The organism is Alteromonas sp. H39 (genome assembly GCF_047556435.1).
Lineage (GTDB): Bacteria > Pseudomonadota > Gammaproteobacteria > Enterobacterales > Alteromonadaceae > Alteromonas.
The window spans coordinates 4,222,747-4,238,681 of the sequence record NZ_CP180210.1 but is presented as its reverse complement, the minus strand read 5'-3'; the positions used below and the strand labels follow the sequence as shown (position 1 = coordinate 4,238,681).

Sequence of the window (15,935 nt, the reverse complement as noted above, 5' to 3'; positions counted from 1 at the left end):
AAGTAAGACGTCATCAGACGATGATTCGCGTGGTTTGCGTGCGAACGTTCAGGGGGCTTGCTGTATTGAGCTTAGGAGACGCGCCTTGCGGAGCAAACAGGTTGTTCCGCAAGGCGTAATGGGGAGCACTTTGTGACTTTTATTTTAGCCCGGGCGTTTAACCCATGCGCTACACCATCCTTTTGCATTCACCAGCTTGCCTGGGAATATTGCACACGGACGATGCTGCTCACCCTCGTTGCCCTGAATGTACATACAATTTGCACAGTTAGCGCCATCAGTGGTAGACGACGGTGTATAGTTTAGTGCTTTTGCCGTGGGGTCATCAGCTTGCAGCTGCTCCTGAGCGTTCGCACGCAATGCTACGCCACCCAGTGTCACACCAATGACGGTAGATCCTGTTAACTTGAGGAAATCACGACGATTTACGGATTTCATAGGTCTCTCCAAGCTGATCGAAACGATAATGATTCTTTTTTATTCAACACGTTAAATGCAAAACCCGCCAGCAGGCGGGTTTTGCATTTATACTTATACCTGCAAAATCCGGATCTGGCAAAGTGAAAGCCAGAATAGTTTGATCTGCATTAATTATTATCCAACAACTGCTGATAAAAAGGTAAATGACGTCTTAATATGATTTAGATGCCCTAATCACCGCGCAGTTCCCTTTGATGCTTTTTTCGACACAGGAATATCAGGTTTGGCGTAAGTAAATTGTGCCAGCCTGTGTGTTTTGTGATAACTGTCGAGGCCAGAGATACAGGCGGTACCCAAGGCTTCTATATCTACGTAGCCGTCGTGTTGAACAGCGTCACCACTCACCAGAACCTCGTTGATTTTGCCAATCACCAGTACGGTGTCATTTTCTAAGCTGAAATGCTGAGAATATTCCAGCCCAATCCGCAACCGGCTTTCTTTTACGTATGGTGCGTTGCAGCGTGCAGAATACCAGGGTGTCAGGCCACATTGGGCAAATTCGCTGACGCCCGCATCGTACCGCGCAGACGTTTGGTGAGCTTTATCTACCCAGTCAGTGCCAACGTGGTTGATGGTGTAATGTTTGGTAGAAAGGAGGTTTTCCAGCGTGTCGCGTGCCACAGTATGGGGGCGCATGAGCATGCCCATCAGAGGCGGACTGGCGCCAACATGAAACACCGAGCTGATGATGGCCAGGTTTTCTGACTCGGCACTGCGCGTACCCACAACATTGGCGGCCTTAAACCCGGATAAACTGTTAATAAAGTTAGCCCGGTAGCGCTGCTCCATGGCATCAATATCTGCAGCGCTGATAAGATTTTCAGGGTGATTAGTCATTTTCCCGCTCAGCATGAAGCTCAAGATCATCCCCACTACCCGTCACGGTAATTTCTATGGGCTGGCAACAAATCTGGCAGTCAATCACCTGAACCTGGCCCACGTCATTGATCTCGTCTACTTCAAAGTCGTTAGGTGCCATACAATAGGGGCACGAAAATGCCATTGGTCGGGTAAGGCTCACGATATACCTCTGCCGTTGATAAAGAGTAAACTGATTTACGCCGTTACGACGTAAAGAGATTGAATTAGTCACAAAAAAGTCTGATGAGTAAACAGCGTAAAATCGGCATTTGTCCGCTTTGTCACCGTAAAACCCGACTGACCTTTCACCACCTTATTCCTAAGAAGATGCATCGTCGTACGCATTTTAAAAAGCGGTACAGCAAACAAAAACTTAACGACGGGATCGCTATTTGCCGCCAGTGCCATGACGGTATTCACCGGTTTTATCCGGAGATGACACTAGCCAGGCACTTCGATACCCAGGACGCCTTACAAGCAGATCCTGATTTAGCAAATTACTTTGAATGGGTAAGCAAACAGCGTATCCGACTTGATTAATAGAGCTGTATAAATATACACTACCTGGCAGTTGTGCCAGCGAAACGGCTTACATATTTATACACTCCAATGTGAAGGTGCAATACCTGGGTCGCTACCGGTGGCACTATGACCAAGAAAGAGAATCCATTACGTCATGCGCAAAACTTTACCGGCTCGTTATTACCTTGACCATTTCCACGAGTTCCTGCGTTTTTTTGAGGGACAAAATGGTGCACTGCTTGATCAAGCCAGCCGCGGTTTTATTGATAGCTTTATGTCGCTTCCCGAGCCTCAACAATGTGTGGTTGTGCGGGCGGCATCACGAAAGTACGCAGTCATTAACCGCCATCATTTTAATTACGATGAAATCGTTCAGCCACAAGAGCATATCGATGTTCTTATTGCGCAGCAGTGGTTTTTGCCGCTGGATGCGGCGCCCATCTGGGATGTTGTATCGGTACTGAATAAGGCGGACATTATCGAATTGCTGGGCAATTATCAGGATACCCGTGGACTTTCAGGGCAGAATAAAGCGGCGCTCAGTCAACTGCTGGAGCAGCGAATTACCCGGCATGGCTGGCCTGAAAGTTTCTCTGGCTCGCACTACCTTTATTGCGCCTTTGACCAGCCGCTGCGATTTTTATTGTTTTTGTATTTTGGTAATACCAAGGGGCGATTGAACCAATTCTCAATGCGTGATTTGGGCATCATGCGCACGCGCACCGACAGCACAGCGAGTGCAGATGTTGCCAGGTTCGATAACGCAAGCGAGGCCGCTGCGGCTTGGCATTACGCGTATCATACCGACACTCTCCCATACCTGAGTATCACAGAGTTGCGCGAGTTGGCAGAACAGGAAATGCCTGCTACAGAAAGTGCAGTAGGACAGCAATTACAGGACAAGTATTGTCTGAAACTGGGTCAGCTACTGTTAACCGAATTCCCGCAACTGGCGTTGTCGGTGCTGGCGCAGGGACAAGGTGATCAGGCAAAAGAAAAGTGGTTACGAGAGCTCTATAAGTCCGGCGACAAAGCGCAGGTGAAGTCTGCTCTTGAGGAGATCATCGACAACCCCGGCTCCGATACCCTGCTAACCTTCGCCGAAGACTTTTATGCCAGAAAATTTCATAAAAAACGCACCAGCGCGCTTACCGATATGCTGCGCAATGCCAGCCGAACACTGGCACTGGATGAAAGCCAGAATCAGCAGGTAGAGCGCGGCGTTATTGCCTGGTATAAGCGCAAGGGAATAACGGCGTGGAGAACAGAAAACCGGTTGTGGCGGGTATTATTCGGGCTTACCTTCTGGGACTTGTTGTATTCGCAGGAAGCGTTGGTGAATGAATTTGACCGCCGGCCCCAGCCACTCAGACATAACGATTTTTACGACCAATATCACCAACAGATAGATGCGCTACTCGATGCTCTGCCAACAGCGGACAGCATGCTTCAGCACGTAACCCGGCAGGCGGCCTCTCATTTTGGCAAGGTAAACAGCCTGTTTATGTGGAGTCAGTCGTTGCTGGACACGGTGAGAATTTTGCTAACTCAAGGTGATTACGCCGCGGTGAAGCATTTACTTGTCATGATGTGTCGAGACTTTAAAACGCTTCGGGATGGCTTTCCCGACATTATGGTGTTGGACGACAATCTGCGATTTGAAGAAATCAAAGCGCCGGGCGATCAGCTTCGCAGAAATCAGCTGATTACCATTCAGCGATTACAGCAGGCTGGCTTTGATGTGACCATTACACAAGTAGAATGGTACCGCGATCCTATGCAGCCCTACGCGGTGGTCGATATCGAAACTACCGGCGGGAATGCTGCTTATCACCGGATCACTGAAGTCGGCATCGCCAAAGTCATCAATGGAGACGTGGTGGATGAATGGCAGTCACTGATCAATCCACAGCGCCGTATTCCTGCTGCAATAACTCGTCTGACAGGGATTTCTGATGAGATGGTGGCATCGGCGCCGGTATTTGCCGAGGTCGCCGAAGCCATTGCGCAATTCACGGAAGACTGTGTATTTGTGGCCCACAACGTGAACTTCGATTATGGCTTTATCAAACAGGAGTTTGCACGGCTGGATCAGCACTATCGGCGACCAAAATTATGTACGGTCAGGCAAATGCGCAAAGCCTGGCCTGGACTGCCTTCCTATTCTCTGGCAGCGCTGACTTCCCATTTCGATATTGCAATGGAGCGTCATCACCGTGCACTGTCTGATGCCAAAGCGGCAGCGTCGCTGCTGGTGTTATCTCAGCAGGGGCATGACTGAACCACTTTTCAGAGCCTGCGTATAGGTAATCACGCAGCCTTTCTGATGTAGCCTGAACAATGAGTAAAAAAGCCGTAGCAAATAACCTGGAAGAACACGAAACATCACGAGTTATTGAAATGGCGTGGGAAGACCGAACACCGTTTGAAGCCATTGAAACGCTTTTCGGGTTATCTGAGAAGCAGGTCATAGCGCTGATGCGCTCTACGTTAAAACCGCAGGCATTTCGAAATTGGGGGGCACGGGTAAATGGACGCAGTACCAAGCACCAGGCACTGCGTCCAAAAGGTGTTACACGAGGATACTGCGTGTCCCAGTATAAGCCACAGGGGGCGAATAAGTAGGCTTAGTGTGGCATTCTCAACCCAATGGCAAGAGTGTCCGTTCGTTTCGACTTCTTTCGCGAATGACCTATTCAATAATAAACGACGCCAGCATTATTGACGACGCCACCCGCTGTCGACATCAAGCTAACGAGATTTCACTGGCTTTGGCGGCAGGGTGATTGCAGGCAACAGCAGCGCCATTAATTGTCGTCGCAAAGGGGTGGGGAATACTCGCGCATTGTCAGTTTTTTCTATCGCTTCTGCTTGTTTTACGATGCCAAGTAAATGTAAAAACCGTCTGTCATGGTGATACAGTGACTCAAGCTCTGCCATGATAATTTCAATCAGATCACTGACCGGCCGGGTGTCTTCGTGAAGAAGTTGTCTGGCAACTTCGCGTTTAACCACACTTTCCCACTCCGCACGATAGCTTCCTGACAATCGCTCCGGAAATTCACTGAGTTCAGCGATATCTTTGTCCAGACTCACGCCCTCCTCCGCACTATCGTAATACAGCCTCAGGGCAAGCAACACGTCAATGGAAAGCCGCGAAATAGGTAGATGACGGGACAGTAGCTGCTCCCGCGATTGCATAGCTCCTCCTCACTCTGCTAAATATCGTTTCGACAAGATGATCCAACCATCAAACCGGATTACTCTATGGTTGTTCTTAAATCGCATAATACTGCAATAATAATGATAAAGGATGACCGCGTTGATATCAGCCAGATTACAAAAACGTAACCATAACCTCATGAACTGAGGCAAGTGCATCAGCGTAATTTACTATGCACTGTTAAAAGTGTGTACGCGTTCTTGCTGTTTGGCCCACCTTATCGGTGGGCCTTTTTTATACCGCTACGAAGCGAATTGGTAGTCAGACCATGATTACCTTATTTGACGTTATATTGTCGATGCGCGCAACGTTTGGTTAATTCTTATCGAGTGACAACGCGATGCCGCTAAGTAAGCGGGTTGTACTGTCTACAACATCAAATCTGACAAACCACTCCATGTCGTCCACCGCGTTGATACTGCCGCTGATTTCTGCAGAAAAGCCGTGGCCGGTACCCAGAAAGTCTTCTGTCAGTTCTGCCCGTGGACCGATGCCTTCACTAACATAAGAGTAGTGGGCAAAATAGGAAAGTGGTGTATCGCCAATGACGATGTCTCCGGTAAGACCGGTAACGGTTTTGGAATCTGGCTCGTCCAGGCGTCGAATGAGCTCAAAAAACACAGTATGGTCTGACTCGGTTTTATAGCGATATTCGCCACGCAAAAAGTTTCCGCCAGTCATTCTTTCCAGGCTAAGTTCGTAACTATGAAAGTCATTGATTTTTGTAGTGTATTCCAATTCGATGTAGTTGGCTTCTTCAGGTAACTCCAGCGCATTTGCCGGATCGGTATCATCCAGCTCGCCCACAACAATATCCAGCAGGCTGTCGCTGTCCAGCTTGACTACCTGACGGATACCGGCAATCCAGCCGTCTTTTGAAAGGCCTGAGGAAGACACCCTGCCTTTATAGGTAGGTACGATCCCGACCTCCGTTTTTCCCCATGAGGACGTATGGCGAACATACGCCCGCCGGACATAAATCTTCTGACTACTACCATCACCAATGGTATTGTGGCTGGAACCGAAATCGTCGCCAGTCACCACAAAACTGTTCACACTCCAGGCGCCGGCATCATCGAATGTCCATTGCGGGTAATACCGGATGCGATATTGATTACGATGATCGCGGTCAGAACGGTCATCAAAGCGAGCCTGTAAATCCAGCCTGTGAGAATACCCTGCAGCAGTATCGTCGTCGCTATTCTGAGCTAACGCCACCACCGGATTAATACACAACAGCATTGCGGTGAGAAAGCGATTCATAGTCATTTACGTCCCTGAAAAATTTAGGATTTGTCTATTATACGGAGGTTTGTGACAGAAAGCCGAATTGAGATAAAAAAAGCCGGCATCAAGCGTGCCGGCAAGGAAGTGGGGTACTAATCCCGGAGGGTATAAACCAGAGAGGTTTAAATCACATGAGAACGTGAAAAGAAGTATTTCGCCTTTCACAACATGAATATTATCCCACGATTGTCATTTGCAAAATTTAATAAAATTGATTGTTTTAATCGGATTTTTAAATACCAGCATGCAGGCGCAGAGAAATAAAGTGGCGGAGTAGGGAAACCGGATTAAGATTAACAGTAACCCCTTATGTTTCGCAGCTTGTGGAGTCGCCCGATGGGTAATCATGGTTCAATCAAAACGAAGCTACTGATCATCATGATTACGCTGGTCAGCGTTTGCGCTATCGTGCTGGGCAGTATCGCACTTTTTAGTCTGAACAAGCTTTCAAGTCGGCAGCTCACTAGTATTGAAAGTGAACTTGAAAATCAGATTCTTAAGTCTATGCAACAAAGTGCACAACGCGCGGCGCAGCAAGCATCTTCACTATTAAATGCCAGTTTTACTCCGGTCCAGGCGCTCGCGTCCATCTACTCAGATACCGCCACTCCCTCAACAAGCCTGTCCAGGGACGATGTGCAGCAAATGGTTGCCTCGACATTATTGTCAGTTGACGCCGCCAGTGCATTGTATGCGCAGTTTGAAAATAATGCCTATGACGGTCGTGATGCCGAATACCGTAACGCCGGTGAGCACAGCACGCCTATAGGCAGTCTGGAAGTTTACTATGTAAAAGAAGGCGGACGGGCTGTGCTGTATCCGGTAGACGATCCACAGGAAAAGTATCTGGATACCCGAGATGAGAATGAGGTAAGAGAGGCAGAATGGTACCTGTGCAGCAAAGATCTGCGGCGAGCCTGTGTGCTTGACCCTTATCTTTATGAAATTGAAGAAGGTAACGAAGCGCTGATGACGACGCTGACCGCGCCTGTTTTGAAAAATGGTCAGTTCCGGGGCGTGGTGGGCATTGATATCAATTTGCCGGTTTTACAGCGGTGGGTATCGGACTACAGTAAAACGTTGTTTAACGGTGAGGCTGAGCTTACCTTATTGAGTCAACGCAATATGATTGCCGCATCAAGCGCTTACCCTGACGGCCTGGGTAAGGCGCTTGACGAGGTAGCACCAGCGCTGAGTACCGCACTACAAGGCAGTGCGGATACCCGGATGGGAGAGGATTACTGGCGCGCAACCTATGCCTTCGACATAGCCAATACGCAGGAACGCTGGACCATGGTGGTAGCCGTACCCACGTCAGTTGCTACGGCGTCGCTTATGGCGATGGAGAAAGAGGCCGAATCCAGTTACGCACAGGCGCTAACCACACTTCTGTTACTGGCCGGAGTGTTTATAATTATCGCTATTGGTATTTCGCTGTGGGTCGCGCGGTCCATTTCGCAACCCATCTCTGAAGTCTCCTCGTCAGTATCGACTCTGGCGTCGCAGGAGGGGGATCTTACCCAAACGCTGCCTGCACAGCGTCACGCTGAACTGATAACCCTTGCAAACGGATTGAACGCTTTTATGCGGAAGCTGGCAGAAATGATAAGGGTGTCCAAGCAAAGCGCGCAGGCGCTGGTCAGCGAGTTAGGGCAGCTAACTTCAAGTGCAACGCAACTGGAGAGTCGCACGGGTAAACAGCAACATGAACTGGACAACATTGCTACCGCCGTCACGCAAATGTCGGCAACCGCAACTGAAGTAGCATCACTGGCGGCAGGGACGGCTGCAGACACTCAGTCCTGCAACACAATGCTTCAGGGCACACAGCAAGCGCTGTCTTCAAATGTAGAGCATGTGAACGGGCTATCCCGTGAAATCCTCCAGTCTGCCAGCGAAGTAAATGATGTTGCCAGCAAGACCGACGATATCACCAGCATTCTCACCACTATCGAGTCTATAGCGGAGCAAACAAACCTGCTGGCGCTGAATGCGGCGATAGAAGCCGCCAGAGCGGGTGAGCAGGGGCGCGGATTTGCTGTCGTTGCTGATGAGGTTCGCAATCTGGCGGCCAGAACGCAGGCGTCTACTGAAGAAATCTCACAACTGATCACAGAACTACAACGTCGCGTTAAACGCTCGGTGACCTCGCTGGAGGCGATGCAAAGCTCGGTAGCAGATACTGTCTCGCAAACACAAACGAGCTTCGATAATGTCAGCGATACACTGGCGCGGTTAGCCAGTATCAGCGACAGTATCAGTCAGGTAGCAACCGCCGCTGAGCAGCAAAGCCATGTGAGTGACGATATCAGTAAACGTGTTGTTATGGTTAGTGATGATAGTAAGGATCTGGCGAAACTGGGCAAAGTACTGAACGATGTGAACGCTCATATCAACGCGCTCATCCATGATATGAATACGCAGCTTAATCGGCTTCGTGTATAGCGTTATCGTGGTAGTCGTGGTGTTTGTAGATGATGTATCGCTTTGGACTTAGCAGGTTTGACGCAGATTTGGGGCACCCTTGGCGCTGGCTCATGCATGTTGACGCAGAGTAAACCGGTGTGAAGTGTTGTCGCACCTGGTTAGTCGCGGGGAGCTGCCGCAGGTTAGGTAACAGCAGAAATAAAAACAGGCGCAGATAGCGCCTGTTTTTGTCAATGTCAGGCCATGCCCAACTTCTTTTCCAGATAGTGGATGTTGGTTCCACCGGCAAAGAAGTTTTCATCAGCCATAATTCGACGTTGTAGCGGAATGTTGGTTTTGATCCCGTCGATTACCAGCTCATCCAGTGCGTGACGCATTCTGGCGATGGCCTCATCACGGCTTTCACCGTAAGTGATCAGCTTACCAATCATCGAGTCATAATAAGGCGGCACTGAGTAGCCAGCATAGATATGCGAATCCCAGCGTACCCCGAGGCCGCCTGGCGAATGAAACATATCAATTTTGCCCGGACTCGGAACGAACGTATCCGGGTCTTCCGCATTGATACGACACTCAATAGCGTGACCACGGATCTGAATCTGAGACTGGTCAATGGATAATGGCTGACCGGCGGCAATACGCAGCTGTTCTTTGATCAGATCCACGCCAGTGATCATCTCAGAAACCGGGTGCTCTACCTGGATCCGGGTGTTCATTTCGATGAAATAAAATTCGCCGTTTTCGTACAAAAACTCAAACGTTCCGGCACCACGATAACCAAGCTCTATACAGGCGCGACGGCAACGATCGCCAATCTTATTGCGCATCTGCTCAGAGACGCCTGGTGCAGGCGCTTCTTCTACCACCTTCTGGTGACGGCGCTGCATCGAGCAATCACGCTCACCTAAGTGAATCGCGTTACCCTGACCATCAGCCAGTACCTGAATTTCGACGTGGCGCGGGTTTTCAAGAAACTTTTCCATGTACACGGTTGAGTTACCGAACGCCGCGCCAGCTTCTGCCTGCGTGGTTTCAATAGACTTGATCAGCTCTCCTTCGTTGCGAACTACGCGCATTCCGCGCCCACCACCGCCACCGGCGGCTTTTACGATAATCGGATAGCCAATTCGCTTGGCGATGGCTTTATTACGCTCGTTATCATCAGTCAGCGGGCCGTCAGAGCCGGGTACACACGGCACGCCAGCTTTTTTCATGGCGTTGATTGCCGATACCTTGTCACCCATAAGGTTGATGGTTTCTGCTTTCGGACCGATGAAAATAAAGCCACTTTTTTCAACTGCTTCGGCAAAGTCAGCATTTTCAGCCAGAAATCCATAACCCGGATGGATGGCGATAGAATTAGTCACTTCTGCTGCCGCGATGATGCGTGGAATGTTGAGGTAACTTTCTGTTGCCGATGCTTTCCCAATACATATGGATTCATCTGCTAACAGAACGTGCTTGAGGTTTTTATCCGCAGTGGAATGCACAGCAACGGTTTTGATGCCAAGTTCTTTACAGGCACGCAAAATGCGAAGTGCAATTTCCCCACGGTTTGCAATGAGTACTTTATCTAACATGATAATGTGCCCGATTACTCAATGATGAACATTGGTTGGTCAAATTCTACCGGATCCTGATTCTCTACCAGAATTTCTTTTACCACTCCGGCTTTGTCAGATTCGATTTGATTCATCATTTTCATGGCTTCAACAATACATAAAGTGTCGCCAACTTTAACGCTCTGGCCTACTTCAACGAAGGCTTTCGCTGTGGGTGAGGACGCACGGTAGAAGGTACCTACCATCGGCGATTTTACCACGTGACCGCTGGGTGCAGCGGGTTCCGCCGGGACTTCCGGAGCCGCAGGGGCAGACGCCGGAGCTTGCGGCGCCTGAGGCGCAGCGGGTGCAGCGAAGCTATAATTCATTGGAGCAGCGACGCCAGACGGGCCGCGGTGAATGCGCACAGACTCTTCGCCTTCGGTGATTTCCAGCTCGGCAATGCCGGATTCTTCAACCAGTTCGATGAGTTTTTTAATTTTTCTGATATCCATGATCGGTCTCGTATTACTTTGTCGTTGTCTGTAAGTTGATGGCAGCCGTCAGTGCCAGAGAGTAGCCTATAGGGCCTAATCCCAGGATGACGCCAGCGGCTATATCTGAAAGATAAGAGTGATGACGAAAAGACTCGCGGGCATGAACATTGGACAAATGCACTTCGACAAAAGGAATCGAGACGCTCAACAACGCATCCCGCAGTGCGATACTGGTATGAGTAAAAGCACCGGGGTTGATGATGATGGCGTCAACCTTGCCAAGAGAATCATGTATGCGGTCAATAAGCGCATGCTCGGCATTTGACTGAAAATGAGACAAGCTGACACCGGCAGAGTCTGCCTGTGCCGTTAAGTCATCGACGATGTCCTGTAGTGTCTGGTGACCGTATTTATCCGGTTCACGCTGTCCTAACATATTAAGGTTAGGCCCGTTAAGTAACAAAATATTCATTAAAATGATGCTATCTTTCGACAAAAATCAGGTTAATCGTCATTTCAACAAAAAAACGCTGACGTTGCACGAAAAAAAGCCAGTTACTGCCTTATCGTTATCAATTAACGAGTGATTATAGACGTACATATAAATTTCGCAGCAAAATACTGGTCTAATCAGGGGATATCGCCGCAAAGTTCACGTGTCTATGGGGGCTGGTTTCACTAACACAGTGAGTCAGGGCATCGTCACTGGCGGATTGAAACTGACAGGAACAGAGTCATACCGGCCATGCGGCTTTGCGATGTACACCCCAAAGTGCAAATGAGGTTGCGACGAAAAGCCGGTGTTACCGGTATAGCCGATAAGCTGGCCGGCTTCGATGGTATCCCCACGGGATACTGTCACGCCGGCGTATCGTAAGTGGTAATACTCTCCGGTAGTGCCGTCGTCGTGCAGTATCGCCACATAGTTCGCATATTTTGCCAGCGATTTTGACGGACCACCGCGCTTACCATCGGCTTTGGTGTCGATAACAATGCCGCCTCTGGCGGCCAGCACGGGTGTCCCCTCAGGCGCATCAAAATCGATCGCATAGCGGGAAGCGCCCTGGTGACTGTAATTGCCGTTGAACCCCTGAATCACCGGATACTGTGAGAGGGGTTGCAACGGGGGAATGTAGCGGACATTGTCATCATGACTGGCATTCAATACACCTGGTGTCCAGCGAACTTGCATGTCCTGCCAGAAGCGGCGTGGACTGCGGAGAGTGCCAAGTGAGTGTTGTTCCGTGGCATTCAGGTCGACGGTTATGTGGGGTTTGCCAATTAGCTGCGGAGCGTAAACAGTAAGCACAACGGGAAGGTCTGATACGTTTTCAACCAGTAACTCTGTGTTGTTGTTCCCCTGCTTTGTAGTCAGACAAAACCGGTCGTCAAAACAGCGCTGACTCCCGTACACGGGCAGTCCAACAGACATCACAAAACATAATAAGAGAATACGCACATTCGCCCCCCGGTTGTAACCCCGCTGATTACGGGAACCTCAATACCACTGTGGCAACCTGATGCAGGCTCTGAAGAATTCAGAGCCTTGTTACGGTGATTCATCAATAGCCGCTTCTATGCATTTACGGGGGCTGGCTTACTCTAGTTGCTACCTAACACCTTTTTAATGTGCGCGGCAAACGGCTCTGCCCGCATGAAGCCGGTAACCCGGGAGCCCTTTATTTCATTTCCCTGCGTGTCGAAAAACAAAATGGTGGGTAGGCCAAGCACATCGAATTCTTCATTAAACGCCAAATTGGTCGGTGTGTTATCGGTTAAATCGACTTGCATCCATACGGTGTCACTGAGTGCGTCAACCACCTGCGGCGCCGGAAAGGTATACTTCTCAAACTCTTTACAGGCCACACACCAGTCAGCGTATAAATCGACCATCACGGTTTTTCCCTGCGCGTTGGCGGCAGCCACTTTGGTGCGCAAGTCTTCGACACTCTTCACAACCATAAACTCAGGGTGAGTGTTTGACGCCGTCGTTGAGGTTCCCGCTGAATTTCCATAACTGCTGCCAAATAGTGTCTGGTAGCCAATCATTGCGCTGGCAAACAAACCTAAGAAAATCACCAGTGTACGAACCCCTTTCGCGAGCGAAGGCGATGATGCCTGGTTCATCACGCTGTAATACGTAAAAGCCGCAAGGCCAACGCCTGCCCACAGTAAATTGCTGTATTCACTGTTCCATAAGCGCTCAACGAACAGCACGGCGACTGCCAGCATCATGAAACCGAATGTGACTTTCACTATGTTCATCCAGTTGCCCGCTTTAGGCAGTAGTTTGCCACCGGTCATGCCAAACAGGATTAGCGGGATCCCCATGCCAAGGCTAAGCACATAGAGCGAGACGAAGCCCAGCGTCATGTCACCGGATTGGGCAATAAACAATAGTATGCCGGTCAGCGGCGCCGTCGTGCAGGGTGACGCCACCAGCCCGGACAACACACCCATGACAAAAACGCCAATAACATTGCCACGTTTCTGATCGTTGCTAAGGTTGTTCAGGCGAGATTGCCATGACGAAGGTAACTGCAATTCGTATGCGCCAAACAACGCCAACGCGAGGGCCAGGAAAAGCACGATAAATACCGAAAGAATTATCGGATGCTGAAGCGCTGCCTGAAACTGCACACCTGCCGATGCCACCACCAGGCCAAGCAGCGAGTAGGTGATGGCCATACCCTGCACATACACAAACGACAACCAGAAAGCCTTCGACAGCTTAATTTCTTTGCCCTGGCCTATGACAATACCGGACAGAATCGGATACATCGGGAACACACAGGGCGTGAACGCCAGGCCCACGCCAAGCGCGAGGAAAATTAGCAGCGTCCATAACAGGTTTTCATCATCAGCAAGACGTTCGGCCAGCGTGAACTGTTCTGATTGCACGCTACTGCTTTGCGTTACATCGTCCCCGGCCGCTGCGGAAGCTGAGTCTGACGCCGCGCCTACCGCCTCAAGATAGATGACTTTGGTAGTAGGTGGATAACACAGCCCCGCATCGGCACAGCCCTGATAACGCAGTTTCACCACACCGTCTTTTACCGATTCCTCGATAGGAACGGTAAAGGTGACACTGTCGTAATACACTTCAGTCAGACCAAAAAACTCATCCTGCTTTTCTTTACCCTCCGGCAGCCCTGGCTCGCCAATAGTCGCGTTTTTGGTGACTAGTTTAAACTGATGCTTATAAAGGTAGTAAGCGTCAGCAATGTCGAATGTCACCGTCAGCACGTCATCGTTTTGCTCAAAGTCAAAGACGAAGGCTTCTTCGACGGGTAAAAACTCAGGCTCATCGCTGAACAAATCGGCCATCCCGCCGCTTTCCACCTGCGCTTTGCAGGCAAAGGGGAAAGCGATGAAGATCGCCATCAGAACGAGTAAATAATGTCTTGGCTTCATGCAAGTTTCCTGATTACTGCTTATCAATTGACAGACGTTGTCAGCCAGTTTACGTAGGCATTGCTGCCTGAAATCTCATCGATAACCAACCATTCCATGACATCATACGGATGCAGATCTTCGACACAGGTGTAGGCGTCGTCGACCTTGTCGTGGGTCGTTTTTATTATCAGCTGGAACTCTTCGCCTTGCTGTAACGCGCCGTCCCACTGATAAAATGACATTACCGGCCCGGCGACATTCACACATGCTGCAAGCTGGTCTTTTACCAGCCTGGCTGCGATCTCACTGCCGGTTTTCTTATCCGGTACGGTGCACAATGCAATTTTGACTGACATGTTAGCTCCTTAAGACCTGGCGGGCTTTGATATTCTTTCAGAAATTCAGTGTAACATGAGAACGGCTTGTCGGCGCGACAGCACCGTTGGTCGGTTCTGCACGTAGGTATGATTGTGATTATGAAAAACTCCCCCATGTAGAACTAACGTGTATTGTGGTTTTTGGCATGGGTGAAAGTTGTGTGCTGATTAAAAACAGGATTAGACAATACACAAAACCTGCCCCGAGCTGGGCTGCAACAGATTTTATGAGGTGCTGATTTGCGCATTCTTTTTTTATTATTTGCCATTATGCCTATCATCGAGATTGCGCTGCTGATTCAGGTAGGTGGCATTATCGGTGGCTGGAACACGGTTGCCTTGGTCATTATCACGGCTTTTGTGGGTGCCTATCTGGTGCGTCGTGAGGGTTTTCAGACCTTACAGTCGGCGCAGGCGAAAATGCAGCGAAACGAACTGCCGGGTAAAGAAATGGTTGAGGGCCTGATGCTGGTGATTGCCGGTGTGTTGCTGGTCACCCCCGGGTTCATCACCGATATCCTTGGCTTCTTATTCGTTATTCCTGGCAGCCGCCACATGTTGGCAGCGCAACTGTCCAAGCATATGAAGATGCGGGTGGTTACCCAGGGCGGATTTGGTCAGACCGGTAATTATCAACAGCCTGGCAACGATCCCTTCAGGCAGCGCGATCCGTCAGGCGACGGTAACGTGTTTGAAGGTGAGTACGATGATAAAACCAGACAGGACGATCCGGATAAGCGCCTGAAGTAACCCCACTTTTGTACCCCAACAACACATACGCTGTACGCGAGAGTCAGGCATTCGCGGCAGCGCATCTGGCTGGTAACGCATCGAATGAAAAAAAATGCGTTTTTTTCACAAAAAGCCCTTGAGATTGTCAGGGTACTCCCCCATTTAACCACGCAGAAAAGATTTTAACGCCCGGTAACGGGTATTCCTAGGTATCCGGTACACAGTGTTGTGTATCGATCACAACTTAAAACTTGAATAGTTGAATTTTCAGGAGATTTGAAAATGGCAATTCGTCCTTTACATGATCGCGTTATCATTAAGCGCGCAGAGCAGGAAAGCAAGTCTGCTGGTGGAATCGTACTGACTGGTTCTGCAGCAGAAAAATCTACGCGCGGTGAGGTTATTGCTGTAGGTAACGGTCGCATCCTTGATAACGGCGACGTTAAAGCTCTGGATGTAAAAGTAGGCGACACCGTTATTTTCAACGACGGTTACGGCGTGAAAACAGAGAAGCTGGATGGTGAAGAAGTTCTGATCCTGAGCGAAAGCGACATTCTGGCGATTGTTGAATAAAACACGATATCCGTTAAAC

General features: G+C 49.6%; 17 protein-coding genes. 6 read left to right on the top strand and 11 right to left on the bottom strand.

The window, feature by feature from the left end; translation table 11 throughout:
* Positions 1 to 144 precede the first annotated feature (144 nt).
* From ACLBLI_RS18475 to ACLBLI_RS18465, 3 genes are all read right to left on the bottom strand, one after another.
* Entirely contained in the window at positions 145 to 438 is a 294-nt protein-coding gene (locus tag ACLBLI_RS18475; RefSeq protein ID WP_414828995.1) for a high-potential iron-sulfur protein, read from the bottom strand.
* Positions 439 to 654: 216 nt separating this feature from the next.
* Entirely contained in the window at positions 655 to 1,317 is a 663-nt protein-coding gene (locus ACLBLI_RS18470; protein ID WP_414828994.1) for a flavin reductase family protein, read from the bottom strand.
* Entirely contained in the window at positions 1,310 to 1,501 is a 192-nt protein-coding gene (locus ACLBLI_RS18465; protein WP_414828993.1) for a CPXCG motif-containing cysteine-rich protein, read from the bottom strand. Before ACLBLI_RS18465 ends, ACLBLI_RS18470 begins: the two co-directional genes overlap by 8 nt.
* An 83-nt stretch (positions 1,502 to 1,584) precedes the next feature.
* Between ACLBLI_RS18465 and ACLBLI_RS18460 the strand changes: the two genes are divergently transcribed.
* From ACLBLI_RS18460 to ACLBLI_RS18450, 3 genes are all read left to right on the top strand, one after another.
* Positions 1,585 to 1,881, top strand: a complete 297-nt coding sequence (locus tag ACLBLI_RS18460; protein WP_414828992.1) for a hypothetical protein — start codon at positions 1,585 to 1,587, stop codon at positions 1,879 to 1,881.
* Between the two features lie 136 nt (positions 1,882 to 2,017).
* The gene (locus ACLBLI_RS18455; protein WP_414828991.1) at positions 2,018 to 4,144 is read left to right on the top strand and encodes an exonuclease domain-containing protein; all 2,127 of its coding nucleotides are present in this window, start codon (positions 2,018 to 2,020) and stop codon (positions 4,142 to 4,144) included.
* A gap of 59 nt (positions 4,145 to 4,203) precedes the next feature.
* The gene (locus ACLBLI_RS18450; protein WP_414828990.1) at positions 4,204 to 4,488 is read left to right on the top strand and encodes a TIGR03643 family protein; all 285 of its coding nucleotides are present in this window, start codon (positions 4,204 to 4,206) and stop codon (positions 4,486 to 4,488) included.
* Between the two features lie 126 nt (positions 4,489 to 4,614).
* Here ACLBLI_RS18450 and ACLBLI_RS18445 read toward each other — a convergent pair whose 3' ends face one another.
* Both ACLBLI_RS18445 and ACLBLI_RS18440 read right to left on the bottom strand, forming a co-directional pair.
* Positions 4,615 to 5,064, bottom strand: a complete 450-nt coding sequence (locus tag ACLBLI_RS18445) for a hypothetical protein (protein WP_414828989.1) — start codon at positions 5,062 to 5,064, stop codon at positions 4,615 to 4,617.
* Positions 5,065 to 5,401: 337 nt separating this feature from the next.
* Positions 5,402 to 6,355 carry a hypothetical protein gene (locus ACLBLI_RS18440; protein WP_414828988.1) on the bottom strand — a complete coding sequence of 318 codons (954 nt, stop codon included), beginning with the start codon at positions 6,353 to 6,355 and terminating at the stop codon, positions 5,402 to 5,404.
* Between the two features lie 354 nt (positions 6,356 to 6,709).
* Here ACLBLI_RS18440 and ACLBLI_RS18435 point away from each other — a divergent pair, with 354 nt between their 5' ends.
* Complete coding sequence (locus tag ACLBLI_RS18435; protein WP_414828987.1) at positions 6,710 to 8,818, top strand: methyl-accepting chemotaxis protein; 2,109 nt, start codon at positions 6,710 to 6,712, stop codon at positions 8,816 to 8,818.
* A gap of 218 nt (positions 8,819 to 9,036) precedes the next feature.
* Here the strand turns inward: ACLBLI_RS18435 and accC are convergent, their stop codons facing one another.
* The 6 genes from accC to cutA form a co-directional block, all read right to left on the bottom strand.
* Positions 9,037 to 10,380 (bottom strand): acetyl-CoA carboxylase biotin carboxylase subunit, encoded by a 1,344-nt coding sequence (accC, locus tag ACLBLI_RS18430; protein WP_414828986.1) that lies wholly within the window; start codon positions 10,378 to 10,380, stop codon positions 9,037 to 9,039.
* 14 nt (positions 10,381 to 10,394) lie between these two features.
* Positions 10,395 to 10,856, bottom strand: coding sequence for an acetyl-CoA carboxylase biotin carboxyl carrier protein (gene accB, locus ACLBLI_RS18425; RefSeq protein ID WP_414828985.1), 462 nt, complete (start codon positions 10,854 to 10,856; stop codon positions 10,395 to 10,397).
* A gap of 13 nt (positions 10,857 to 10,869) precedes the next feature.
* Entirely contained in the window at positions 10,870 to 11,310 is a 441-nt protein-coding gene (aroQ, locus tag ACLBLI_RS18420; protein ID WP_414828984.1) for a type II 3-dehydroquinate dehydratase, read from the bottom strand.
* A gap of 219 nt (positions 11,311 to 11,529) precedes the next feature.
* Complete coding sequence (locus tag ACLBLI_RS18415) at positions 11,530 to 12,297, bottom strand: M23 family metallopeptidase (protein WP_414828983.1); 768 nt, start codon at positions 12,295 to 12,297, stop codon at positions 11,530 to 11,532.
* Positions 12,298 to 12,440: 143 nt separating this feature from the next.
* A complete protein-coding gene (locus ACLBLI_RS18410) occupies positions 12,441 to 14,222 on the bottom strand; it encodes a protein-disulfide reductase DsbD (protein ID WP_414831006.1) in 1,782 nt (593 codons plus the stop codon).
* Between the two features lie 53 nt (positions 14,223 to 14,275).
* Complete coding sequence (cutA, locus tag ACLBLI_RS18405; protein ID WP_414828982.1) at positions 14,276 to 14,590, bottom strand: divalent-cation tolerance protein CutA; 315 nt, start codon at positions 14,588 to 14,590, stop codon at positions 14,276 to 14,278.
* A gap of 291 nt (positions 14,591 to 14,881) precedes the next feature.
* Here cutA and ACLBLI_RS18400 point away from each other — a divergent pair, with 291 nt between their 5' ends.
* Both ACLBLI_RS18400 and ACLBLI_RS18395 read left to right on the top strand, forming a co-directional pair.
* Positions 14,882 to 15,361 carry an FxsA family protein gene (locus ACLBLI_RS18400; protein ID WP_414831005.1) on the top strand — a complete coding sequence of 160 codons (480 nt, stop codon included), beginning with the start codon at positions 14,882 to 14,884 and terminating at the stop codon, positions 15,359 to 15,361.
* A 264-nt stretch (positions 15,362 to 15,625) separates the two neighbouring features.
* Positions 15,626 to 15,916, top strand: a complete 291-nt coding sequence (locus ACLBLI_RS18395) for a co-chaperone GroES (RefSeq protein WP_044058480.1) — start codon at positions 15,626 to 15,628, stop codon at positions 15,914 to 15,916.
* The last annotated feature ends 19 nt before the right edge of the window (positions 15,917 to 15,935 follow it).

What these genes read in the sequence shown, in the direction of transcription:
- ACLBLI_RS18475 (WP_414828995.1), bottom strand. Translation starts at nt 438, where the DNA reads ATGAAATCCGTAAATCGTCGTGATTTCCTCAAGTTAACAGGATCTACC.
- ACLBLI_RS18470 (WP_414828994.1), bottom strand. Translation starts at nt 1,317, where the DNA reads ATGACTAATCACCCTGAAAATCTTATCAGCGCTGCAGATATTGATGCC.
- ACLBLI_RS18460 (WP_414828992.1), top strand. Translation starts at nt 1,585, where the DNA reads ATGAGTAAACAGCGTAAAATCGGCATTTGTCCGCTTTGTCACCGTAAA.
- ACLBLI_RS18455 (WP_414828991.1), top strand. Translation starts at nt 2,018, where the DNA reads ATGCGCAAAACTTTACCGGCTCGTTATTACCTTGACCATTTCCACGAG.
- ACLBLI_RS18450 (WP_414828990.1), top strand. Translation starts at nt 4,204, where the DNA reads ATGAGTAAAAAAGCCGTAGCAAATAACCTGGAAGAACACGAAACATCA.
- ACLBLI_RS18445 (WP_414828989.1), bottom strand. Translation starts at nt 5,064, where the DNA reads ATGCAATCGCGGGAGCAGCTACTGTCCCGTCATCTACCTATTTCGCGG.
- ACLBLI_RS18440 (WP_414828988.1), bottom strand. Translation starts at nt 6,355, where the DNA reads ATGACTATGAATCGCTTTCTCACCGCAATGCTGTTGTGTATTAATCCG.
- ACLBLI_RS18435 (WP_414828987.1), top strand. Translation starts at nt 6,710, where the DNA reads ATGGGTAATCATGGTTCAATCAAAACGAAGCTACTGATCATCATGATT.
- accC (WP_414828986.1), bottom strand. Translation starts at nt 10,380, where the DNA reads ATGTTAGATAAAGTACTCATTGCAAACCGTGGGGAAATTGCACTTCGC.
- accB (WP_414828985.1), bottom strand. Translation starts at nt 10,856, where the DNA reads ATGGATATCAGAAAAATTAAAAAACTCATCGAACTGGTTGAAGAATCC.
- aroQ (WP_414828984.1), bottom strand. Translation starts at nt 11,310, where the DNA reads ATGAATATTTTGTTACTTAACGGGCCTAACCTTAATATGTTAGGACAG.
- ACLBLI_RS18410 (WP_414831006.1), bottom strand. Translation starts at nt 14,222, where the DNA reads ATGGCGATCTTCATCGCTTTCCCCTTTGCCTGCAAAGCGCAGGTGGAA.
- cutA (WP_414828982.1), bottom strand. Translation starts at nt 14,590, where the DNA reads ATGTCAGTCAAAATTGCATTGTGCACCGTACCGGATAAGAAAACCGGC.
- ACLBLI_RS18400 (WP_414831005.1), top strand. Translation starts at nt 14,882, where the DNA reads ATGCCTATCATCGAGATTGCGCTGCTGATTCAGGTAGGTGGCATTATC.
- ACLBLI_RS18395 (WP_044058480.1), top strand. Translation starts at nt 15,626, where the DNA reads ATGGCAATTCGTCCTTTACATGATCGCGTTATCATTAAGCGCGCAGAG.